The organism is Planctomycetia bacterium (assembly GCA_021413845.1).
Taxonomy (GTDB): domain Bacteria; phylum Planctomycetota; class Planctomycetia; order Pirellulales; family PNKZ01; genus PNKZ01.
In genome coordinates this window covers 1-22,960 of record JAIOPP010000040.1, presented here as the reverse complement: position 1 = coordinate 22,960, position 22,960 = coordinate 1, and the positions used below count along the sequence as shown (strand labels likewise).

The window sequence follows — 22,960 nt, the reverse complement described above, 5'->3', positions numbered from 1 at the left end:
TTTGAATTTTACGGTTCGTTCGTCTTGCCCGAGCATCTCCACGGTGACGACCAGCGTTTGGCCCGGCTCGACGAAACTCGCATACTTGACGTTGCGCGCTTCTTTGAGCGTAACCATGCTATGGGCGAAATCTTCGGAGCCTCGAATGAGCCAAGCCGCAGCCTGAGTCATGGCTTCGAGCATAAACACGCCCGGCATCACGGGAAAGCCTGGAAAATGGTCGGCCAGGTATTCTTCGGCCAGCGAAAGGTTCTTCAGCGCGACAAGCCGCTTGCCCGGTTCGAGTTCCGTGATCTTGTCGAGAAGCGTAAATCGCATGGCTGGCTGAAGGTCTTAGCGTGTCCGACGAGAGTGCCTGCCGATAGATATCGGCGCTGTTTTAGCCGTTATCATCGGTCAACGAAGCGTACGAGTATACCGGTTTTTCCGGCCGCCACAACGCGACCTGGAACCGCCCAAATGAGCTTAAGCATTGGGCAGCTTACCGGTTAAGTACGGAAACCGGGCCCGCAGTCTGCCGGTCTTCGAGGTTGGAATGCTGGGAAATCGCCGCCGAACGAGGGGCAAAACGCTCTAGGTTCCGGCTGACACCCCCGTCTACAATCCCCGCCCCTAACACCACTCGGAGACTTCTGCCGGCAGCGACGTTATGTCGCCCCGCCGCTCGAGTCGGCGGTCCGAGTGCGGTGCCCGGGGGTTGCGGCGAAGAAGGGAGTCTTCGGCATGGACCTGTTGCGGCGAGACGATCGACGGCAGTGGGGTTGGATGGCACTCGCCGTCACGGCCCTCTGCTTGCGCATCGCCGCGGTCCTCATCCTCGTTCCTCCCGAGGGTCGCCCTTCGACCTACGAACATGGAGCGATCGCCGAAAACCTGCTCGCCGGTCGCGGCTTCTCCGTCACCTATCTCGGCACCGAAGGCCCGACGTCGCAACAAGCGCCTTGGGTTCCAGCCGTGCTGGCTGTTTTCTACTGGGCCTTCGGCAGTGGTTCGCGCGACGCGATCGTTGCGTACCAGTTGTTGCAATGCATCGTCGGCACGGCAACCGTCGTGGCGGCGGTGCGGTTGAGTTGGGCTCTCTTTCCGGCGACGCGCGGCATCGGCTGGGCCGTCGGTTGGGCCGCGGCGATCTATCCGCCGCACATCTATATGGCGACGCACGTTCAAGCCGCGCCGTGGGGCGCGCTCGCCGTGACGTTGCTCTTCGCACTCGTCGCCGAAGCCGCGCAAAAGATCTCACGTAGCAGATTGCTTACCATCGGCTGTGTCGGCGGCTGGTTGCTATTGATCGATCCGATTCTCGGGCTCGTCCTTCCTCCGGCACTCCTAGCGCTGGCGATTGCGCTTTACCGTCGACAACGCACGACGAACCACGAGCCAAGAGCCCGCACGGCCCTGCAAGTCGGGTTGCGCGTGGCGGGCGTCGGTGCGTGCATGCTCGCGATCACGACCCCTTGGATTGCACGAAACTTCCATATTCACGGGGAATTCGTGTTCATCAAGTCGTCGTTCGGTTATGCCTTATGGCAGGGGAACAATCCTCTCAGCCACGGCACCGACAAGATCCCGAAGCCGTCGGTCGCGACGCTCGCGGCCGAACACGACGGCTCGCTCCGCAGCCGTAACCAAGCTTTGTGGGAAGCGCGACATGAGACCCTTTACATCGACGACGTGCTGTTGAAACCGACCGGCTACCAAGAGTTTGCCGGCCTCACCGAGCCCGAGCGCTCGCGCTTGCTCGGCAGCCGCGCTGGGGATTGGATTCGCGCCCACCCGGCCGACTATGCACGGCTTTGCTTCCAACGTCTCAGCTACTTTCTACTGATCGACCGCACGAATCCCAAAGCGACGAACGGCATCTACCAAGCGTCTTCGATCATTTGGTTTACGCTTTCGGCGATGGGACTTCTCGCGGCCCGCCGGCGGTGGTCGACGCTCTGGCCGCTGGTCGCGGCATTTCTCAGCGTGACCTTGTTCCATACGCTGACGATCACTTCGGCCCGGTTCCGCATTCCGGTCGAGCCGTTGTCGCTGGTCTGGGCCGTCGCAGGGTTCGAGCCCGCCGCAACGCACCTCGGCACGCGCATCGCTCGCGCTTGGCGCGAGGCCCATGTCGAAGAGCCGACATCGTCGCAGGAGCCGCGCGCCAAGCTCAAGGGCCCCCACTCGCGACGAGCGAAAGTTGCCGGCCGCGTGCCGGCCCGGCGACGTTAATCCGTTTCGCGCGCCGCAACATGCGAGGCGACGAGGCATCATACTCCGTTGCGTTTCGGCATCTTTGCCGCTGAGGCAGCAATCGCGAACGGGCCTCGTCAATAATTACATAAGTCTTTATATATAAATGATTTATGCAATTAACTGCGAGGCAGTTGCAGGTGCAATATGCCCTACGAGGCACTCGCTTTGCAAAGCTCCCGTCTCCTCACATCGCCAGCCAAAATCGCGGTCGGGAGAGCCCTGGTCCCCTCGGGCTCTCTCGATCGCGACCCGGCGAGCGGCGGCTTGAGAAGTCCTAAGTCCGTGGATGCCGATTTTCGTCCTCTTCGTCCTCCGATGCGATAGGCCCTTTGATGCAAACCGGCGAACTCGTCGAACTCGCTGCCATCGTTTCCGAACATGGCTCGGCCCTCGCTCTCGGGCCCGACGCGCTCGGAATCCACGGCCTCGAGGATTATTGGGCGGCATCGAAATGCCGTTTCGAGCGTTGGGGGCGAGCCTTGCATCGCATTCGGTTGCAAGAAACACCGGTGTTCGAAGAGCCCGGCAGCACGGTGCGAGGGCTCATCGAAGAGATCCTCGGTAGCGAGGTGTTGACCCGGGTTTGGACCGCCGCGGTTACGGCTTTCGACCGCCGCCGCGATGCCCAAGACAACGAAATCGTGGCCCGAAGCGTGTTCATCGGCCATCAAGAGATGCGGCACCGGGTGTTGAAATTACTCGTCACAGGGCCGGGCGTTCCCTCCACCGAAGCGGTCGAACTGAATCGGCTGCGCCGCCGAGCGGAGCTTTGGACCGACTTATTGCTCGCTCCGTTGCTGGCCCAGCACGATGTTTGCGAGTTCGGCTTCGAAGACGCGCGGCTCAAGCGCTTCGCGACGAACTTAAAAGAAGGAGCCCTCTCGCGATCGGGCCCTTGCGACGTGGGAGCGCTGGCCAGCGCGTCGCTTTTAACGTCGATTCGGCACTCGTTCGACACCGTCGCGCCTAATCCCGACATGAACGCTCGGGTCGCGGCTTCCGTCTTGGGAGCGTTCGCCGCGCCGCACTTCGATTCGTGCGGCGTCTTCCGTTCGCTCTGGATGTTGCGTCTGGCGACGACGGCCGACGATACGGAACGGCTGATCACGGACATGTTCCGCGCCGACGCACTCGGCATCGACATGCCTAAAAGCAATCGCTTCGGTTAGTGGAAAATATCTGGTTGTTGAATTAGATCGCACGCGCAGGCTGGATTGATTTTAACGACTAGGCGAACTAGGCTTGGTGTAGATCACGAGGAAAGGGAGTTACCAAGTGCTTCGGTTTACTCGCGTCGTTCTTGCTTCGGCCCTGGTGGCCGCTGGGGCGACCTCCGCTAAGACGGCGGATTTTCATGGTTGGCAAGGAATGCGCGTCATTCCGACCGAAGGTTCGCCCGAGCGCATTCGCGCGGCCGATCTCAACGGCGACGGCAAGCAAGAGTTGATCGTCGTCAACACGCGCCAGTCGCGGCTCGACCTTTATCGCCGGCTTGAAGCGAACGAGCGTAAGCCGGTGCCGCCGGCCGATCCTGATCGTCCGAATGAATTGCCGTTGGCTCCCGATTGGTCGCACACGGAAGTACCGCTCGATGATCTGCCGGCCGATGTCGTGGCGGCGGATGTCGAAGGAGATAAGAAGCCCGAGTTGCTGATCGTGACCGGCCCTGCGCTGAAGCTCTCCGTCTTCAAACAAGAGGCCGACGGCAAATGGCGCAGCTCGCGCCATTGGGACTTGCTCACCGGTCAACTCGCCGGCCGAGGCAACTTGCTGCTCGTGCGTACCGTGGCCGAAGGGAAGCGGGAAGTGCTCGTCAGTTGCGAGCAAGGCATTCAAGTCGTATCGCTCGAAGGGGCGGGCCGCGCGGCATGGTTTCATCCGCGCGAGACGTCTCAACGGGTCGATTGGCGGCTCGCCGATCTCGACGGCGACGGCGACCACGACTTACTCGAATGGACCGTGAAAGCGAATCAGACCGTGCGGTGGTATGAGTGCGCCGCCGGTGCGCTGCGCCCGCCGCAGATGCTCTACGATCAATCGGCGCAGCAAGTCGGCTGCTTGGCCGGCGGCAACGGCCCGACGGAAGTCCTCTGCCTCGGCGGAGCGCAAAGCGGACTCTTACGACGTTATCAAATGGCGAAGGGAGAAGATTCTCCTTGGGGTCTTCGTGCGACGTTGCCGATCGCCGGAATGCCGGCCGCGAGTTGGTGCGGCATCAAGCTCGACGGCGCGCTCGCGCTGGCCGCAGTCGACCCGACCGAACCGAAGATCCGCACCTACCGCATCGTAGACGATCAATGGTCGAACGAAGAAAGCTATCCGACGATCGGCAACGTCCGCGAGATCGCCGCGCCGGCCGGTCGGCCGGGAACGTTGTTGATGTGGGTCAAAGACGCCAACGACTTGTATGAGAGCCGCTGGGAAAAGGGACGCCTCACCTATCCGAAGCCGATGACGCAGTCGGCCGATGTCGCCGATCGACGCATCACGGCACTCGAAGCCGTCGGCGACACGGTCTGGTGGGCGCAGCGCGTCGGCGATCATCTCGATCTTTACGTTTGGCCGGCAGCTGCGAAAGAGCCCGAAAAAACGAGGTTCGAGAAGGCCGGCACGAAAGTCGAACGGGTCCTCTGGCTCGGCGGCAAGCGCGTGCTCGTGCAGCAAGCCTATTCGACCGCGGGAAAGATCGTCGCGCTCGAAAACAACAAAACCGTCGTGAAAGAGTCGGGCAATTTGGCGAAAGTGAACCTCGCTGAATATCGGTTGTATCCCGACGCCGGCCGCTTGCGATTGGGTCGGCTTACCGAAGGCGTACTGCAATGGCTCGACGACAGCTTGCAACCACTCGATCAAGTGATGCTGCCCGACGGTCAGAAACTCGCTGGCTACGTGCCGGTCGCCGATGGCGAATCGCTCGGGCTGGAAACCGGCGGTCGTTTCCTGCATCGACTCAAGTTCGATTCATCCGGCATCGCCCGCACGACGCGCAGCGAAAAGCTGCCCGGCGGCATCGCCCTGCGCAACGATCCGGTGCTCGGCTTGTTCCTCGTCGACGGCGATCGCCTGCTCCGCCTCACCGCGGGCCGGCCGTGGGAATTGAAATTGATCGACACGATCGACGGCCGAAAGGGTCGCCCGAGCGGCGTGAAGGAAGCGGTGATCCATCGCTTCATCGCCACCGATCTCACGGGCGACGGAGTCGACGAAGCGATTCTCTGCGACGACCGACGGCATCAGTTTACGGCACTCGAACGACGCGACGGCGAACTGCGCGACTTAGTCTCTTGGCAAGTCTTCGAAGATCAGGCCTATCCTTACGGCGAGGAACGCTCGAGCGTGCCGGTCGGCGAGCCGCGGACGGCGATCGGCTTCAACGCCGATGGGGATAAGTTCACGGACATGGCCCTGTTGAGTCAGGATCGCTTGGTGATTTACTTGGGACGCGAGGATAAGCCGTGAGCAAGAAGTCGAACGTCGCCTCTCGATCGATCGGTTACTACGTCGCTACGGCGTTGCTGCTCATTTGCGGACAAGCCTCGAGCGCCGTGGAGCTGAGCACCGTCACGCTCGTCGGCGGCACGAAGATCACCGGGCCCCTCTTGCGCCAAAACGAAGAAGGGGTCGTGCTCGACCTCGGTTACGACGTGCTGCATATTCCGGCGAAGCGCGTGCTGAACGTAAAGAAAGCCGACGGCACGAAGACGGACGACGTAAAGAAACCGATCACGCTCGACACCGCGACTTCCAACACAACAACGTCTAACACGACAACAACGAATACTGCGACGACCAATACCGCAGCAAACAGTGCTCCGACGAGCGACCAGGCTCTCTTCACGACCGGCAAGCTCGAAGCGGCCGATGTGCCCGAGCTCGTTCGCCGCTGCGGCGATGCCGTGATGATGGTGAAGAACGCTTCCGGCCGGGGGAGCGGCTTTCTGATCAGCCGCCAAGGGCATCTCATCACGAACTACCACGTCGTCGAAGGGCATCCGCGCGTGCAGGTCGAACTGTTTCGCCGCACGCCGAACGGTTACGAAAAGCATGATCTCAAGCGCGTCAAAATCGTGGCCCTGCACCCGCTGCGCGATATCGCATTGCTGCAACTCGACCCGACGGAGCTGAAAGGGGATTTGCCGAACCCCATCACGATCAACCGCGACGATGACCTCCATGTCGGCGACTTGATCTTCGCGGTCGGCAACCCACTTGGCCTGGAACGAACGGTGACGCAAGGGATCGTGAGCTCGACCACGCGCCGCATGGGAAACCTGCGCATGATCCAGACCGACGCGGCGATCAATCCCGGCAATAGCGGCGGGCCGTTGTTCAACGCACGGGGCGAAGTGGTCGGCATCGTCTGTGCGGGCGCCACGTCGTTCGACGGCTTAGCGTTCGGAATTCCGGCGACCGATCTCGTCGATTTTCTGGTGCATCGCGAAACGTATCTCTACGACCCGGCGCAACCGCTGAACGGAGTCACGTATCTTCAACCTCCGTTCCGCAAGCCACCGACGCCTACTCCTACGGGAGAAAAAAAGCCGGGCACGGCCGATGTCGTGAAAGAGCCGGTCAAAGAGCCGATCGTGAAGGAACCGGTAGTCGTGAAGCCGCCGATGGCGAAACCACCGGTCGTCGAGCCGGTGGATCCTAAGGCTCCGAGCAGCAAGCCGAGCGATCTCCAGCCCATGCCGAAAGTGCCGCAGAAGCCGCCGTTGCCGGACGCGAAAGCACCCGGCGAGAAAAGCGCCCCGTCTCCCGCCGCCGGTTCCCCTGCCGCCGGCAAGCCGAAGCCCTAGACGGCGATCTCGCGGCGCGCCGGCGATGCGCTCGGGGGTTTCTTGCGAAATCGATTTGGTTGAGTTTTCCCAACGAGCTGTTCCAAAAGAACGGTCGATTCCGCGTGAGAATTCGGTAGGATGCCTGAAAGTCGATCGGCGCTCCGACGCCGGAAGACGGAGTCGTACTTTCATTTCGACGATTGAAGCCGCTCCCGCACGGGGCCGGCTTTCCCAAGGAGGGTGATATGCGTTTCGCGTCGCATCAGGTTCGGATGCGTAAAGTCTCATGGAATGGATTGGTCGCCGGCTTGATGTCGGTGCTGCTATCCACTCTGTCCACGGCTCCGTCCACAACGCAAGCCGCCGAACGCCCGACGTGGCAGGCCTTGCCCGACGAGACCGTCGCACTCGTTCGAGTGCCGAATCTTAAAGAGGTTTACGAAGCATTTCGGACGCGCACGAAGCTCGGTGCGATGGCGTTCGAAGAGAAGCGAGTCGATACGATCAAGGAATTGATCCTCGAAGAATCGAAAGCCGATCTCGAGGAAATCTCGGCCGAATTAGTGAAAGTCGGACTCTCGTTCGACGACCTGCTCGGCTCCTTCGGGGGCGAAATCGGCTATGCCGCGACGATCGCGAAGCTCGAAGGCAAGCCTGCCTTCGTCGGCTTGGTCTGGGCGGAATGCGGCGCGACGAATGCCGAGAAATGGATCGCCGCGCTGGATCGCTTCTTGGAATTGCAGTCCGACGGCATCGAGAAGATCGCGCGCGAAGACATCGAGCTGGCCGGAACGAAAGTTCGCCGTTTGCGCGTGCCGCTCACGGGCCCCAAGAGCGGCAACGCGAGTTTTCAATTCAAAGCGAATTCCAAAACAGGGCTGAAGGTCGATGCGAACGTCAAGCCGAAAGACGAGCCCGACGCTGAACGGGAAGTCGTCCACGCTTACGTGCAAGTATTGATCGGCCGGCATGAAGGGAAGCTGTTGGCGGCGCACACGATCGCGTCGGACGTCGACACCACGGCCGACACCGCTGAAAAGCCCGCCGACGGCAAGGCCGAGCTCGCTTTGCGAGAACACGCGACGGCGACGTTTGCCCGCTTTCTCGAAGCGCAATCCGGCGATGGCGAAGGGATCGTGCAACGCAAAATGCAGACGCCGGGACTCGCCGAAGCCCTGCCGGAAGGAGTGCCGATTGTCGAGTTTCTCTTCGATGTTCCGTCGGCTTTGAACATGCTCGATCTTTCCGACACGAGCGAACAGGGAAAGCTCGTGCGCGCTTTGGCGCTGGAGCAGTTGGGCCCGTTGGCTTACCGCGCGACGCTCGACGGCACGGCCCTGCGAAGCGGACTCTTCCTCTCGGCCGCGAGCCCTCGCAAGGGATTGCCGAAGTTGCTCGATCAACCGTCGCTCCCTCCGAAGCCGGCCGATTGGGTGTCGACGGACGTCGTCGGCTATCAGCATTGGAGCATCGATCTCGGCGGCGCTTACAAGCTCATCTCGGATATCGTCCGTCGACAAACGCCGAAGGGAGAAGAATCGATCGCCGCGATCGAAGAGCAAGCGAAACAATTTTTGCAAACCGATCCGGTCACGTTGCTTTCCTCCTTGGGAACGAAGCACACGATCGTTACTTTTCTGCCGGAGAAAAAAGAAGCGGGTGCGCCGGCCGAAGAAGAGACTTCGCAAAACGCGATGGCGTTCGTTTGGCGGTTGACCGACGAAGCGCTGTGGAAGCGATTGCTGCAACTCGCCGCCACCGTGGCGGTGAAGGAAGTCGGCGAAGAGCGCGGTTACGCCGGCTTGCGACACGACAGCGACGGCTTTCACGGCGGTTGGTTCATCGGCGACGGCACCATGGTCGTCGCGATCGGTAAAGGGGTCACCGAGAAAGCGCTCTCGATGTTGCGCACTCCGCCGCAAGCCGGTGCGTCGTTGGCGGGGAGCCCCATCGCCACGCGCGCCGCGGAACTGATTCCGCCGCAAGATGCCATCACGTATGACCTTACCAACGGCCCGACGCTCTTGAAGTTTTTCAATCAGACCATCGTCACGGCTATGGAAACCTCGGAAGAGCCGACGACCAAAAAGCTCAAACCGGTCTGGCCGAGCGATAAGGAATGGGAAGGCTCGATCGGGGTGAGCGTTTCCGTCACCACGGTCAACGAAGCGGGCCTGACGCACCGGAGCGTTTCCGACCTTCCGCCGCCGTAAATTCACCGGTTGCCGCACTTCCAACCTTGAATCCATGCCGCTCGTCACGTCGACGAGCGGCATTTTCTTTTTATGATTCAACCAAAACCACGCTCAATCTAAAAATTTCAGGAGCCGGTTCTCAAGTGAAATAGGTCGCGAGTAATGCCTCGCTTGATCCTGCCGCAACTCATTTATTTCAAATAACTTACGCATTCTTGTTGCATTCAGGTTTCAAGGTCTTCCGATAGGTCCCCCTCGCCCTCAAAACAACCAAATAGGACGACTGCGTAAAATAATTAAGTTGACTTAACTGGGTCGACCAAATAGTGTCGGTTATGTGGATTGTATGGGTTGTACGAAACACATCGGTTATGCCGGTTGTTCGGATTACTCAAGCAGAACCAACCGTCTTGGGGGAAGGCACCCCTCGAGCTGCAACATGGTCGGAAGTCGAGATTCGTCGGGGTGAGAGCCGGCAATCTTCGAGAGATGCGAGAGCATGGCACTGCTCCCTGCGGACCTCGTTCGGACTTCTCCCTGTCGCGGAAAGCGGATTGGATTTGAGGTCGCATTTTGCGAGGGGAGAGAGATACATGTCCGCTTCTTTTTCTTTCGCATTCGCGAATCGGCACCACGTTGCCGTTGTCAGCACGCACTGGTTGCGTGCCGTTAGCCGACACTTGAACTTCAGCGCTGTAGTTCGTCGTTCGGCGACTTTCCGTATTGAACGAAACCCGACTCGCTCCGCTTCGGCACAAGCGGCGCATAACAAGAGCGAGGTTCCGTTCGAACTGGCCTAACGTTTAGGCCCGTTATGGGTTTGGAGCCTCGACCATTTCGGCGAGGCCAAGTTATCCGCTTCATCTTTGGAGAGAGAGTATGAAGACCATGTTGCGTTTGTGGAACGAAGAGACGGGTGCGATTATCTCGTCGGAAATTATTTTGGTCGCCACGATTCTCGTGATCGGCATCATCGCCGGCCTCAAGAGCCTTCGTGATTCGGTCGTCACCGAGTTGGCTGACGTTGCTCAAGCCATCGCGAACATCAACCAGTCGTACAGCTTCAGCGGTGCGTCCGGCCACCATGCGTACAACCCAGGTAGCTTCTTCATCGACAGCGCAGACTTCTGCGACACGTCGACCGACACCAGCGACACCGGCAACTCGAAGTGCGTTTCGATCTGCAACAACGCAGCTGCAATCGAAGTCGGTGGCACCTAGTCGATTTATCGCGGCTGATTCAAGTCTCTTGAGTCGATCTCGCGAAACACGATCCCCGGGGTGTGCAAGTTGCACATCCCGGGGATTTTTTTACGTCCCGACATTTCGCATGAGAGTCGATTTCACGGCGTCATCCCATCGGAGCACGAGGGTTCGCTCGCCCATCTCGTCCGTCGGCACAACCGTCATCGTCGGCACATTCCGATTAACCGACAGCATTCGGCATCCCTTGCGGCCGAATGACGAGAGCCGAGCATGAATTGGTTTGCCGGATAAATCGAGGGTAATTACTGTCGGATAAGACCCTTCTTTCCGACCAACCCTGGCGCCCTCGGACCAAACCCCGAGGCCTATCGCGATGCTCAACGACAAGAAAATCGTCGTCGTCATGCCGGCCTATAACGCGGAGAAGACCCTTCGCCGCACGATCGCCGAAATCCCTCGCGACGTTGTCGATCATCTGATTCTGGTCGACGATGCCAGTTCCGATCGAACGGCCGAATTGGCCGCCTCGCTCGGAGTGAAGACGTTCGTCCACAGCCGCAACTTCGGCTACGGCCGGAATCAAAAGACCTGTTACCGACAAGCGCTCGAGTTGGGTGCCGATATCGTCGTGATGTTGCATCCCGACTATCAGTACACGCCCCGCTTGATCACGGCCATGTCGAGCTTGATCGCGCATGGCGAGTTCGACGTCGTGCTAGGCTCGCGCATCTTGGGAACCGGCGCGCTTGCCGGCGGCATGCCCAAATACAAATACGCGGCCAATCGCTTCCTGACGGCCGTGCAAAACTTGCTGCTGCGGCACAAGCTCTCCGAATATCACACCGGCTACCGCGCTTTTTCACGCGATGTTCTTACGAAGCTCCCTCTGGAAGAAAATTCCGACGACTTCGTCTTCGACAACCAGATGCTCGCTCAAGCCGTTTACTTCGACTACCGGATCGGCGAGATCACTTGCCCGACGCGCTATTTCGCCGAAGCGTCGTCCATCAACTTCCGCCGTTCGGTGAAGTACGGGCTCGGCGTTCTCGCGACCAGCTTCGAGTTCCGCTTACATCGCCTCGGCTGGCATCGCTCGCCGTTGTTCAACGAACTCGGTCGCCGGCTCGATCACGTCGACGCCGCGCATCCTGCTTCCTATTACGCAGCACTGCAATTGCAGCCGTAAGTAAAACCATCCTTTCCCGAGAATGCTTCGATGGCTACCGACTTCCCGTCCACGCTGGGCGATCATCCGACCTCCGGCTTGGCGAGACAAGTGTTCGACGAATCCGAACGGCCGACGTCGACATCCCGTTCGACCGCAGCCGACGCGGCTTTCGATCGTTCGTGGACCTGCCGCGCCTGCGACACGCCGGGCGCTTCCACCTCGTGGCAAGGTTCCGCTCCGCACGCCGGCGGCAGTCCGGATCGATTCCGAATAGCTCATTGCGACCACTGCGGTCTCACGTTTACCGTGCCGCAACTTTCGATCGAGGAAGTGGGCCCTTATTACCCCAAGGAGTATTACGGCGACCAAAATGCGCGCTTCCATCCCGTCATGGAAGCGCTGTCGCGCTGGTTGCGCCGTCGTCGAGCTCGCGCATTGGAATGCTGGACGAATGCTCGCGGGCGAGTCCTCGATATCGGTTGCGGCCGAGGTCTGACTCTCGCGACTCTGCGCGAACGAGGCTGGGAAGTCGAAGGGGTGGAGCTCAGCTCCACGGCGGCTCAACACGCGCGCGATCATCTCAAGCTGAACGTGACGCTCGGGGGCTTCGATCCCACTCGGTACGCCGACTCGCAATTCGACGCCGTCATTATTTGGCACGTTCTCGAACATGTGCCGGACCCGCTCCCGGCGCTGGAAGGGATCGCGCGCATTCTCAAGCCGGGGGGCGTCTTGGCGCTCGCCGTTCCCAACTCCGCCGGCTGGCAAGCGAAGCTCACGAAATACGATTGGTTCCACCTGGACCTGCCGCGGCACTATTGGCATTTCAGCGCTCCGTGGCTCCATGAGAAGCTTCCTCAGCTGGGCCTGGATGTGAAACACGCCGGCTACGGATCGCTCGAGCAAAACCCTTACGGCTGGATCCAAAGCCTGCTCAATCGGTGCGGCTTGCGCCACAACCTGCTTTACGATCTGCTGCGCAGTCCCTCGGCGCGAAACGTTCGCCGACCTTGGCGCGAGTATCCTCTGCAATCGCTCGTTTCGATCTTAGGCTTGGCGGTGCTTGCGCCGCTCGCCGGCCTCCTCACGTTCGCCGAAGCGGCGTTTCACGCGGGCGGGACGATCGAGCTATATGCCGTGAAGCGCGATCCGCGCTAAGACTCGACCCTATTCGTTTCGCTTTTTGTCGTTTCGCTTTTTGCGCCGCCTTAGGCCACCGGAAACCATGAACGCTTCGACGCCGCCGCTGACGCAGCCGACGACCGCCGACCGTCGCACTCAGCTCCGCATCTGCGCGCTCTTGGCCGCGCTGACGACCGTGGTTTACTTCCGCGTCATCTTTTGGGACTTCGTCGCTTTCGATGATCCGAGGTACGTGCAAGAGCATCCGCGGATATGGTCCGGCCTGACGTTCGAAAACATCCGCTGGGCGCTGACGACCGACTATTTCTCGAATTGGCATCCGCTTACTTGGCTGTCGTACATGCTCGACTGCCAGTTGTTCGGCCCTCGACCGGGCTGGATGCATTTCGTGAACTTGCTGCTGCATATCGCCAACTCGGTGTTGCTGTTTTTAGTGCTGCAACGGATGACGCGCGACGATCGCCCCAGCGCTTTCGTCGCTCTCATGTTCGCGTTGCATCCTTTGCATGTGGAATCGGTCGCTTGGATTTCCGAACGCAAAGACGTCCTCAGCACATTGTTCTGGATCCTGTGCATGGGAGCCTACACCGGCTACGTCCGAAAGCCGGGCTTAAGACGCTATGCGCTCGTGGCGACCTTGTTGTTCTTAGGCCTCGCATCGAAGGCGATGCTCGTCACGCTTCCTTGCGTGTTGTTGCTGCTCGACTACTGGCCGCTCGATCGGTTTGCGACTTTAGCGGCATCGGGCCGCAGCGTGCTGCGCATCGCACTAGGTTTATTCGTCGAAAAGATCCCGCTGTTCGGCATCTCGGCTCTGTCTGCGGTTCTCACCGCGAGGGCGCAATACGAGAGCGGCGCCGTAGAAAGCCTGGAAACCATGTCGTTCGGTATTCGCGCAGGAAACGCCGCCGTTTCCTATGCCGGCTATTTATGGAACACGTTCTGGCCCACGCATCTTTCGGCTTATTATCCGCACGCAGGCCTCACGCCGCCCGATTGGACTCCAGCCCCGAATTTCTACTCGCTGGTCTGCTGCTCGGCGGCAGCTTTGTTCGCCGTGAGCTTGCTCGTGCTTTGGCGCGGACGACAGCAGAAATATCTCCTTGTCGGTTGGCTGTGGTACTTAGGAACGCTGGTGCCGGTCATCGGTCTCGTGCAAGTCGGCACGCAAGGAATGGCCGACCGCTATACCTACGTGCCGTTGATCGGCATCTTCATCATGGTTGCATGGGGCGTGCCTGAGCTACTTCGTCGCGTGCCCGGCCGGCAGCTATGGCTCGATCTCTCGAGTGTCGGAGCCGTGGCGGCGTGCCTAATCTTGACCTGGATACACGTCGGCTATTGGCGCAACGGCGTGACCCTCTATTCCCACGCCATCGCAGTTACCGAAAACAACTTCCGAGCCCAAGGACTCTTAGCCGTCGCCTTGGCGCGCGAAGGCCGGCACGCCGAAGCCGTCGAGTGGTGCTACTCCGCCTTAAAGATCAATCCGGCCAACGCTCAATTGCGCAATCATCTCGGAGCTTCGCTCACTTCCTTGGGAAGATTTGCCGAAGCGAATAAGTGCTTTCGCGAGTCGATCGCGATCGATCCGGAAGTCGTTTCGACGCACTTCAACTACGGAATCGCGCTGGCGGCGCAAGGAGCGCTCGACGAAGCGATCGTCGAATATCAGACGACGCTCCGCTTAGAGCCATCGGCCAAGGCGCATAACAACTTGGGAGGCGTATTCGCCAAGCAAGGCCGGCTTACGGAAGCTGCCGAGCAATACCATGCGGCCTTGCGGCTCAACCCGCATCACAAGGGTGCGCGGCACAATCTCGACGAAATGCTCGTACAACGCCCGCCGCAAGACCGCCCAGCGATTCCCGCCGCAGCATCCCCTTAGGCCCGCTTCATTGACTTGCCGAGGCTGAGCATGGATCATCATTTTCCATGCTCTCTTATTATCTCACCGCGGCCGTCGCCTTCACGCTCGGGTTTCTCGTCGCCGGGGCTTTCTTAGCCGGGCGTCGTGAAGCGTCGGGTCGCGATCGGGCTTGGCTGGCCGATGTGATCGAGAAGTTCACCGCGACCTGCAAAAGCAGGCCTCACGGGAACGGTTCGACGGAGCAATATCTCGTCGAACGGAAAGATCTCGAATCGCTGGAAGATGCCGTGCGAAGCGAGAAACGGCCAGCGAAAGATCGGCCTTAACGCGGCTCTCTATCAATGCCCGACCGCCGGTCGACTGGCACTTAGTCGACCGGCGGCGCGTTGGTTAGGGCAATCCGTTGGAGAGAGAGAGAGAGGAGAGAGTCTAACGGACTACCTTCAACGTGGGCAAAGACTTACTAAGTTCGGCCAAGCCGGCATCCGTTACCGGAGTGCCGCGAACATCGAGCTCTTGCAGTTGCTTGAGCGAAGAGAGATTCTTCAGGCCTGCGTCGGTGATGTTCGTGCCGACGAGGTGCAGGAAGCGAAGGTTCTTCAGCTTCCCGAGTTCCTTCAAACCGGCGTCGGTAATCTGAGTGCCGACGAGGTGAACCGATTCCAATTGCTGCATCTGACCGACATAGACCAAGCCCTTGTCGGTGACGTTCGAGCCGATCACATGCAGGCATTTCGCCGTGCGGAACTTCTCGACGTATTCCAACTCCGCATCGCCGACCTTAGCGAAGCCGAGTTCGATCGTGTTCCAAGCCGGCTCGGCCGTCACGATCGCCGGGGCATAGTACACCGGCACCGGGGCCGGCACGATCACGGCGTCGGCCGGGAGAGACACGCCGACACCGTGACCATAACCTACGTTCGGGCTACAGCCGTTGCAGGGAGCATTCCCCAAGCCGCGATTCAAATAAGCGGGAAACTGCGACACCGGACCGACGTAGCCGCTCGGCGGCACGTTGAAGTAACCTTCCGGCACGTCGACCAAGTACGGCTCGTTAAGCGCTTGGGCGGCCGTATAAGGCTGACCCGCAACTCGCGGATGGTGGACGTGGTGATGATGATGCCCGCCGCTGAAATTCGCATCGGGCACCGGAGCCACGTTGACTCCCTTCGAGCCGGCTTGTTGTACGGCGACTCCCTGAACGGAACCGGGAACCAACGCACCTTGGGGGAGAGCCCGAGGTGCGGGCACTGGTCCCGGCCCGTTCGTGGGAATCGCTTGGGGTCCGAACACGTCGGCACAGACGAGCGGACGTCCGACAGGAGCTACGCAAGCTTGCGGGACATATTGGAGCTGCGGCACATCGGGCAGATCGGCGCGATCATAGAAAGCGCTCCCGGCCGTATAGGCATGATGCCCGGTTACGGGCGAGATGCAGTAACTCTGATCGAGCGAGCCGATCGCCTTGGCGAGGTCGCCGAGTTCCGTGTTGACGGCATCTCGGAAAGCAGACAAGCCCGTCGTAGCACCGACGACCCCGACCGTTCCGTACAACATCATTTCCGTCGACAACACGAAACCGCTTTCATCCGTCCACAAGTCTTTCACGTAGCGTAACATTTCAATTCTCCTTCTCTCAAGACGCTTGGCACGGCGTCTTAGGAACACAAAGTAGTTTGCTTCGGACACTTCTCACTATCTCGACCGTTTGATGGGGGAACTACAGGAGCCGAGTGGGTGCGAAGGTGAGGCAAAGGTGAAGCTCTTCGCGATACGAAAAACATCGACTCACCGTGGTTGCTCGAACTCGCGCGAGGCCGTCCACTCCGGCTTCACGAGCGTCCAGAAGTCGCAAGCGCCGAATTGCTCGACGAAGCGATACGGCAGATAGCCGTAGCCTGCTTCGCCCCAGCCGGACCCGAACGTCGCTCGAATACGCAGCGCACCTTTTTGCGAACGGATACGATACGCATCGTCGTAGCCGACGACGGTGAACGCCGTGCTGCCGGCGACGGAGTCGTGCTGCGTGGGATAAGGAATATCGCCGGAAGAAGTCGTCGAGCCGGGAAACGACATCCCACCGACGCACGCGAAGCCCGCGGCGACGAAACTCTTCACCTGCCGCAACACCTCGGCTCCGGCCAGCCCCGGCGTATCGAGCCGCAGGTAACGCAAGTCGGCGAATTCCCGCTGAAAACCGAAGGTAAACGCATCGGGCTCCGCATCGCCTCGCGCAGGCTCGAACGGCCAATAGCGCTCCGGCGGACAACCGAAACGAACCAGCGCTTTCAACGCCGCACGGAGCCCGATCCCGCGCTCGCCGGCTACGGCTTCGAGTCGACGAGCCGTGTGATGTAAGAACGTCGTCGAGCCGACGAAGCTGCGGCCGGTAGCGCGACGCTCGAAGTATTGCACCATCGCCAACACCGCCTCGGCCGAGGAAGCGTGCGCAGGCCTGGCATCGGTAACCGGAGCGAGATACTCACGCAAATCCATCGCTTCAGGCTTGGCGGCCCGCGTGGCGCGGCGTTTCAACGTCGACAACGCATCGCTGATCGAGGCAGGTCCGAAATCGCGGAAGTCGGGCAGATCGCGCGACCAAGCCAGCAGCGGCGCAGGCGCAGTGCCGGCCATCGCGCGGCTGGGCACAGCCGCACCGGAAACGACGATCTCGGACGCAAATTGAGGCACGGTGGGCATGATCCATCACCCTGAGCGAACGAACTCGAAACTCGAAATCGAACGGTGTGCCTGAGGCGTCGTCTTGCTCTCGAATCCCTCTCAGAGCGACGCCTCAACCGGCCGACGCTCTAAGAATGCCGACGCCGAGCCCGATCGTATAGCGAACGGCTGGTGAGGCGCTGGTGAAGGTTTGGTGAAGACCATCTCCGAGCTGTGAAAGACTTCCGCTCACCTTGCTCGACGATCGCGCAGACGATCGCGCAAAAGAATGTCTCCCGCTTCACGGCTTGATAGAATGCCTTGGTTCGAGAACCTGATCTCAACACGCCGGGAGCCAGATCATGGAAACGCAATCGCCCGAACAACTCGTGCAGAAGAAGTGCTTGCCGTGCGAAGGGGGCGTCGCTCCCTACTCGGTCGAAGAAGCGCGTCGGCAACTGACGACGCTCCCAGGCTGGCGCCTTACGGCCGACGACCAGCGGATCCGCAAGGATTGGACGGTGAAGAACTTCCTCGCCGGAATGAAGTTCTTCGAGGCGGTCGCCGTGGTTGCCGAAGAGGATCAGCACCATCCCGACTTGCATCTCGAGGGCTATCGCAACGTCTGGATCGAGCTTTGGACCCACGCGATCGGCGGATTATCGGAAAACGATTTCATCCTCGCCGCGAAGATCGACCGCCTGCCGGTCGAGCAAAAGAAGAAGTAACCGGCGAGATACGAGTCGATTTCGTTCTCCGGGCGTGTCACGCAGGGTGAATACCGCACCTAACCCTAGGCCGGCATTGCGGTAAGAAACAAATTGACAGCCCCTCTCGGCAGCGGTTATCGTCGTGTATAGGAAATAAGGTCGCCCGCGGCCGTTTTCCGCTCGTCACCCCTGCTTGCTCCTACCTCCGACTTGCCGTTCCCGCCCGCCCGTTGCGCATCGCTCGGCGCTGCTCGCATTCGTTTCGTTTTGCGGACACGTTCTTGCTCTGCGCGATGGTTCTCCACCCGCCAGGATCCAGCGCTATGAAGCGTCTAGTCGTCGGCTGCCTGCTCGGCATTGCGTTCATATTTTCGGCCGCACGTTCGTCGCTGGAAGCGGCCCCGCTCGAGCCGTCGGTCCTCTCGCATTTCGTCCCTTCGGCCATCGCGCCGGGCGAGACCGTAATTCTGCAAGCGCAAGGGAGTCAACTTCACGACGCCGTTTCGCTCTGGACGAACATCCCCGGCGCCGTTTGTACGCTCGAACCCGACCCGAAGCCGGCGGACTCGAAAGCTCCGGCCGCGAAGGATGCGAAGCCGGCCGCGCCGCCGAAGCCCGACCCGAGCCGTGCCCGCTTTCAAATCAAGCTCCCGCCCGGCACCACGCCCGGCATCTACGGCGCACGGGTCGTCACCGCGCACGGCACGTCGAACCTGCGGCTGATCATGGTCGACGATCTGCCGACCGACTACGAGAAGAACACGAACAAGACGATCGCCACGGCGCAGCCGCTGAAAGCGCCGATCGCGATCGACGGCGTGTATGAAGCCGAGACGTTCGACTACTACAAGATCCACGCCGAGGCCGGCGAACGACTGAGCGTCGAGGTCGTGGCGCGTCGCTTGGGGTTCGCGCTCGATCCCGTCCTGCGGCTGCTCGACACCGCAGGCCACGAGCTCGCCTATGCCGACGACGATGAATCGAGCGGCGTCGACGGCCGTTTTACCTACCGCTTCCAGAAAGCCGGCGACTATATCATCGAGCTCCGCGACATTCGCTACGCCGGTAGCGCCACGTATCGCTATCGTCTCCGTCTCGGCGACTTCCCGCTCCTCGGTGCTCCTTATCCGATGGGAGCGCAAGCCGGCACGAAGTCGGCGGTGCAAGCCGTCGGGGCCGATGTCGGAAAGCTTGAGCCGATCAAGCTCGACGTGCCGCGCGATGTCGCCGGCGGGCAAGTTCCTCTCGCCGCGAAATACACCGCCGGACAAGGCTCGGGCCTCACGACGCTTGCCGTCGCCGCCGGGGCCGAGCAAGTCGAAGTCGAACCGAACAACGAGCTCGCCGCAGCGACGACGGTAAACGCCTCGGGCGCGATCAACGGTCGCTTCGACAACCCGAAAGATCGCGACTATTACCGTTTCACCGCGAAGAAAGGTGACAAGCTCCGCTTCTCCGGACGAACCCGGCGCTTGAATTCTCCGACCGACCTCTATCTACGATTGCTGAGCGCCGATGGAAAGACGCTCGTCGAGAACGACGACTTGGGTGTCGAAGAAAGCTCGCTCGACTACACGGTCCCTGCGGACGGCACCTTCATCTTGTCGGCCGAAGAGTTGCTGCGCCGCGGCGGTCCGCAATTCGTTTATCGGATCGAGATCGGCCAGGCGGCCCCCGGCTTCACGCTCGCGCTCGACGTCGAGAAGCTCGACATCCCCCGCGGCGGCGTCGGCAAGACGAAAGTCACTGCCGTACGCTCCGGCTACACCGGCCCGATTCATTTCCGCATCACAGGGACGGGCACCGACAAGTTCCAAGCCGAAGGAATCATTCCGGAAGCGAAGCTCGATATCCCGCTCCTCATTACCGTGCCGGAATCGCTCGTGCCCGGCACGCTCTTACAGGCGCGCATCGTCGGCGAAGCGGTCCCTGCGAAAGGGAACGAGAAGACCGCCGAAGGGATGAGCCCGACGACGGCTCTTATCGCACCGCCGCTGGCGAAGCTCTTCGGCGGGCTCACGAATCCGCCGGCCGCTCTGGTCGATCAGCTTTCCATCTTCATCGGCGACCCGATCGGCGAACTGCTTAAGCTTTCGGCGGCGACGAAAGCGATCGTCCTCGCGCAACCTTCGGGCAAGGCCTCGCTGCCGATCAAGATCGAAAAGCTCGGCAAGTTCGACGACGCGATCACGCTGACCGTCGAAGGCTTGCCCGCCGGAGTCACGGCCGCGCCGGTGACGATCGCCAAAGGGAAAGCCGAAGGGACGATCGAGTTCGTCGGCTCCGATAAAGCTCTTGCCGCGGCCGCACAACCGATCCGCGTGATCGCTTCGGCGACGTATCTCGACCAACCGAAAAAGACGACGCTCGCCGATCTCACGTTGCGCATCGATGGCAAGAAGATCGAGCCCGCCAAGGAAGCGCCGAAGCCGACCGCCGCCACAAAGCCGACCGACACTAAAACGGCGGAGACGAAGAAGCCCGATGTACCCAAGAAGGCGGAAGCCCCGAAGCCCGTCGCGGCGACTACGCCCGCGAAAGAGACCGCCGTGAAGGTCGAACCGAAGAAGTAGCAACGGAACGCCGAACGAATTACCGCTCGCCAGGAGGACGCATCATGTCCCGACTAATACAAGCGTTGCAAAGTCTCGCCGCTCTCGGAAGCGCGGCGGTGGTCGTTGCGCTCGCGCTGGCGCCGGCCAACGCCGCCGATATGCGAGCCACCGAGAACGCGGGCTTGACGCCGATCGTCGTCGGCGCGCCGCAGCGGATCGAGGTTCGTCCGGAATCGATTCGCTTCACCACGCCGCGCCAATATATGAACGTCGTCGTGTCGGGCTTCTACGCCGACGGCACCGTGCAAGATCTCACCCGCGCCGCGCAGCTCACCTCGGCCGACCCGCGCGTCGCTCGCATTCAAGAAGGGCTCGTCCTCCCGACCGGCAACGGCAAGACCGTGGTTCAAATCACGGTCGGTTCGCATAAAGCCTCGGTGCCGGTCGAAGCGGTCGAGCAACAGAAGCCGGAACAAACCTCGTTCACGTTCTCCGTGCAAGCGGCGCTCACGAAGCAAGGCTGCAACCAAGGAGCTTGCCACGGTTCGCCGAGCGGCAAAGGGGGCTTCCGGCTTTCGCTCCGCGCCTACGATCCGGTGCTCGACATCGAAACGCTGGTTCGCGAATCGTATGCGCGCCGAATCGACCCGATCGACCCGGCCGGCAGCTTGCTCCTGCGCAAGCCGCTGATGGAAATCGCGCATGGCGGCGGGCGGCGGCTGAAGAAAGACGACTACACGTTCGAGCTTCTCCGCGACTGGATCGGCCAAGGTTGCAAGCTCGACGCCGAAGGGGCGCCGACCTGCACGAAGATCGAAGTCTATCCGAAGAATCGCGAATACTTCCGACCGGCCCACGTGCAACAACTGCTCGTGCTCGGTCACTATTCCGACGGCACGATTCGCGACATCACGAAGCTCGCCGATTATCTCAGCAGCGACGAAGCGGTCGCCACGGTCGATGCCGATGGTTTCGTCGTGAGCCGCGAACGGGGCGAAACGACCGTGCTCGTCCGCTATCTCGACAAGATGGAAACCACGGCCCTGACGTATCTCGAAGACGTCCCCGGCTTCAAGTGGAACCAGCCGACGGAAAACAACTTCATCGACAAGTTGGCGTTCGAGAAATTGAATCGCTTGCAGATTCTCCCGGCCGAGGCCTGCAGCGAAGAAGAGTTCATTCGCCGCGTCCACCTCGACGTCGTCGGCCGGCTGCCGACCATCGCCGAGACGGAAAGCTTCCTCGCCGACAAAGCCTCGAACAAGCGCGCCGCGACCATCGACCGCCTCCTAGCGAGCGAAGACTTCATCGACTTCTGGGCGCTGAAATGGGCCGATTTGCTCCGCGTGCGCAAGACCAAGGTCTCCGAGCCGGGAGTTTATAAGTTCCATCATTGGATCGAACAAGCGGTGCGCAGCAACCTCCCGTACGACGAGTTCGCGCGGCAGCTTGTAACCGCGTCGGGCAGCACGCTCGCGAATCCGGCCGCCAACTTCTATCGCACGGCCGGCGACGTGAACGACTGCACGGAAACCGCCTCGCAATTGTTTCTCGGCATTCGCATTCAATGCGCGAAGTGCCACAATCACCCGTTCGAGCGCTGGACGCAAGACAACTACTACGGCATCGCAGCCTTCTTCACGCGCGTGCAGCGCAAGAAGTCGGCCGATGAAAACGATCTCGTCGTCTGGAGCGCGAAGAACGGCGAAATCACGCAGCCGCGCACCGGCAAAACCATGAAGCCTTGGGCCCCGCTCAAGGGAGACGTCGAACTGCCCCCCGAAGACGATCGCCGCGATGCGTTCGCCGCTTGGCTCATCGGGCCCGAGAATCCGTTCTTCGCCAAAGTCGAAGTGAATCGCATCTGGGGCAACTTGATGGGGCGCGGCATCATCGAGCCGGTCGACGACTTCCGCGAGTCGAACCCGGCCGCGCATCCGATCTTGCTGGAAGCGCTGGCTAAGGACTTCATCGCGCACAAGTTCGATCGTAAGCATGTCATGCGCACGATCCTCAACAGCCGGCTTTATCAACTCAGTTCGCGCCGCAACGAGTTCAACAAAGACGACGTGAAGTATTTCTCGCACAGTCGCACGCGCATGCTGACCGCCGAACAACTGCTCGACGCCATCTGCCAAGTCACCGGCGTGCCGGAGAAATTCGCGGGCCTGCCGGCCGGCACCACGGCCGTGCAGTTGCCGAGCCCCGACGTCGACAATTACTTCCTCAAGGTCTTTGGTCAGCCGGCTCGCGAGACCGCTTGCCAATGCGAGCGGAGCAGCGAGTCGAACCTGTCGCAAGCGCTGCAGATGATCAACGGTCCGGTCGTTCACAACAAACTGCGAGCCGACAACGGACGGATCGCGATGATGTTGAAAGACAATAAACCGGAAGAAGAGATTATTACTTCACTGTATCTTGCTGCACTGGCAA

General features: G+C 60.8%; 16 protein-coding genes. 13 read left to right on the top strand and 3 right to left on the bottom strand.

What is annotated here, in order from left to right; genetic code table 11:
• Positions 1-318: beta-hydroxyacyl-ACP dehydratase (locus K8U03_08105; protein MCE9604849.1), on the bottom strand; the 318-nt coding region annotated here is incomplete at its 3' end.
• A gap of 405 nt (positions 319-723) precedes the next feature.
• Here K8U03_08105 and K8U03_08100 point away from each other — a divergent pair.
• The 10 genes from K8U03_08100 to K8U03_08055 all read left to right on the top strand — a co-directional run bounded on the left by K8U03_08100 (position 724) and on the right by K8U03_08055 (position 14,927).
• Positions 724-2,214: a hypothetical protein gene (locus tag K8U03_08100; protein ID MCE9604848.1), complete on the top strand. Its 1,491-nt coding sequence runs from the start codon at positions 724-726 to the stop codon at positions 2,212-2,214.
• A gap of 356 nt (positions 2,215-2,570) precedes the next feature.
• Positions 2,571-3,407: a hypothetical protein gene (locus tag K8U03_08095; GenBank protein MCE9604847.1), complete on the top strand. Its 837-nt coding sequence runs from the start codon at positions 2,571-2,573 to the stop codon at positions 3,405-3,407.
• A 106-nt stretch (positions 3,408-3,513) separates the two neighbouring features.
• Positions 3,514-5,697 carry a hypothetical protein gene (locus tag K8U03_08090; GenBank protein ID MCE9604846.1) on the top strand — a complete coding sequence of 728 codons (2,184 nt, stop codon included), beginning with the start codon at positions 3,514-3,516 and terminating at the stop codon, positions 5,695-5,697.
• A gap of 440 nt (positions 5,698-6,137) precedes the next feature.
• On the top strand, positions 6,138-7,037 hold the full coding sequence (locus tag K8U03_08085; protein ID MCE9604845.1) for a trypsin-like peptidase domain-containing protein: 900 nt from the start codon (positions 6,138-6,140) through the stop codon (positions 7,035-7,037).
• Positions 7,038-7,264: 227 nt separating this feature from the next.
• Complete coding sequence (locus tag K8U03_08080) at positions 7,265-9,232, top strand: hypothetical protein (GenBank protein ID MCE9604844.1); 1,968 nt, start codon at positions 7,265-7,267, stop codon at positions 9,230-9,232.
• Positions 9,233-10,102: 870 nt separating this feature from the next.
• Positions 10,103-10,435, top strand: coding sequence for a hypothetical protein (locus K8U03_08075; protein MCE9604843.1), 333 nt, complete (start codon positions 10,103-10,105; stop codon positions 10,433-10,435).
• A gap of 358 nt (positions 10,436-10,793) precedes the next feature.
• Positions 10,794-11,606 carry a glycosyltransferase family 2 protein gene (locus K8U03_08070; protein MCE9604842.1) on the top strand — a complete coding sequence of 271 codons (813 nt, stop codon included), beginning with the start codon at positions 10,794-10,796 and terminating at the stop codon, positions 11,604-11,606.
• 30 nt (positions 11,607-11,636) lie between these two features.
• On the top strand, positions 11,637-12,746 hold the full coding sequence (locus K8U03_08065) for a class I SAM-dependent methyltransferase (protein MCE9604841.1): 1,110 nt from the start codon (positions 11,637-11,639) through the stop codon (positions 12,744-12,746).
• 67 nt (positions 12,747-12,813) lie between these two features.
• On the top strand, positions 12,814-14,619 hold the full coding sequence (locus K8U03_08060; protein ID MCE9604840.1) for a tetratricopeptide repeat protein: 1,806 nt from the start codon (positions 12,814-12,816) through the stop codon (positions 14,617-14,619).
• 47 nt (positions 14,620-14,666) lie between these two features.
• Positions 14,667-14,927, top strand: coding sequence for a hypothetical protein (locus tag K8U03_08055; GenBank protein MCE9604839.1), 261 nt, complete (start codon positions 14,667-14,669; stop codon positions 14,925-14,927).
• Positions 14,928-15,030: 103 nt separating this feature from the next.
• Here the strand turns inward: K8U03_08055 and K8U03_08050 are convergent, their stop codons facing one another.
• Together K8U03_08050 and K8U03_08045 are read right to left on the bottom strand one after the other, a co-directional pair.
• A complete protein-coding gene (locus tag K8U03_08050; GenBank protein ID MCE9604838.1) occupies positions 15,031-16,221 on the bottom strand; it encodes a hypothetical protein in 1,191 nt (396 codons plus the stop codon).
• 168 nt (positions 16,222-16,389) lie between these two features.
• Positions 16,390-17,301 carry a hypothetical protein gene (locus K8U03_08045; GenBank protein MCE9604837.1) on the bottom strand — a complete coding sequence of 304 codons (912 nt, stop codon included), beginning with the start codon at positions 17,299-17,301 and terminating at the stop codon, positions 16,390-16,392.
• A 323-nt stretch (positions 17,302-17,624) separates the two neighbouring features.
• Between K8U03_08045 and K8U03_08040 the strand changes: the two genes are divergently transcribed.
• The 3 genes from K8U03_08040 to K8U03_08030 all read left to right on the top strand — a co-directional run.
• Positions 17,625-17,990, top strand: coding sequence for a 4a-hydroxytetrahydrobiopterin dehydratase (locus K8U03_08040; GenBank protein ID MCE9604836.1), 366 nt, complete (start codon positions 17,625-17,627; stop codon positions 17,988-17,990).
• A gap of 305 nt (positions 17,991-18,295) precedes the next feature.
• The gene (locus K8U03_08035) at positions 18,296-20,545 is read left to right on the top strand and encodes a hypothetical protein (GenBank protein MCE9604835.1); all 2,250 of its coding nucleotides are present in this window, start codon (positions 18,296-18,298) and stop codon (positions 20,543-20,545) included.
• Positions 20,546-20,589: 44 nt separating this feature from the next.
• A partial coding sequence (locus tag K8U03_08030) for a DUF1549 domain-containing protein (GenBank protein ID MCE9604834.1) occupies positions 20,590-22,960 on the top strand: 2,371 nt, incomplete at its 3' end.

Bases quoted from the DNA above. Each gene is read 5' to 3' on its own strand.
- K8U03_08085 (MCE9604845.1), top strand. From the start codon at position 6,138: ATGATGGTGAAGAACGCTTCCGGCCGGGGGAGCGGCTTTCTGATCAGC.
- K8U03_08100 (MCE9604848.1), top strand. From the start codon at position 724: ATGGACCTGTTGCGGCGAGACGATCGACGGCAGTGGGGTTGGATGGCA.
- K8U03_08040 (MCE9604836.1), top strand. From the start codon at position 17,625: ATGGAAACGCAATCGCCCGAACAACTCGTGCAGAAGAAGTGCTTGCCG.
- K8U03_08045 (MCE9604837.1), bottom strand. From the start codon at position 17,301: ATGCCCACCGTGCCTCAATTTGCGTCCGAGATCGTCGTTTCCGGTGCG.
- K8U03_08065 (MCE9604841.1), top strand. From the start codon at position 11,637: ATGGCTACCGACTTCCCGTCCACGCTGGGCGATCATCCGACCTCCGGC.
- K8U03_08080 (MCE9604844.1), top strand. From the start codon at position 7,265: ATGCGTTTCGCGTCGCATCAGGTTCGGATGCGTAAAGTCTCATGGAAT.
- K8U03_08075 (MCE9604843.1), top strand. From the start codon at position 10,103: ATGTTGCGTTTGTGGAACGAAGAGACGGGTGCGATTATCTCGTCGGAA.
- K8U03_08095 (MCE9604847.1), top strand. From the start codon at position 2,571: ATGCAAACCGGCGAACTCGTCGAACTCGCTGCCATCGTTTCCGAACAT.
- K8U03_08060 (MCE9604840.1), top strand. From the start codon at position 12,814: ATGAACGCTTCGACGCCGCCGCTGACGCAGCCGACGACCGCCGACCGT.
- K8U03_08035 (MCE9604835.1), top strand. From the start codon at position 18,296: ATGAAGCGTCTAGTCGTCGGCTGCCTGCTCGGCATTGCGTTCATATTT.
- K8U03_08050 (MCE9604838.1), bottom strand. From the start codon at position 16,221: ATGTTACGCTACGTGAAAGACTTGTGGACGGATGAAAGCGGTTTCGTG.
- K8U03_08055 (MCE9604839.1), top strand. From the start codon at position 14,667: ATGCTCTCTTATTATCTCACCGCGGCCGTCGCCTTCACGCTCGGGTTT.
- K8U03_08070 (MCE9604842.1), top strand. From the start codon at position 10,794: ATGCTCAACGACAAGAAAATCGTCGTCGTCATGCCGGCCTATAACGCG.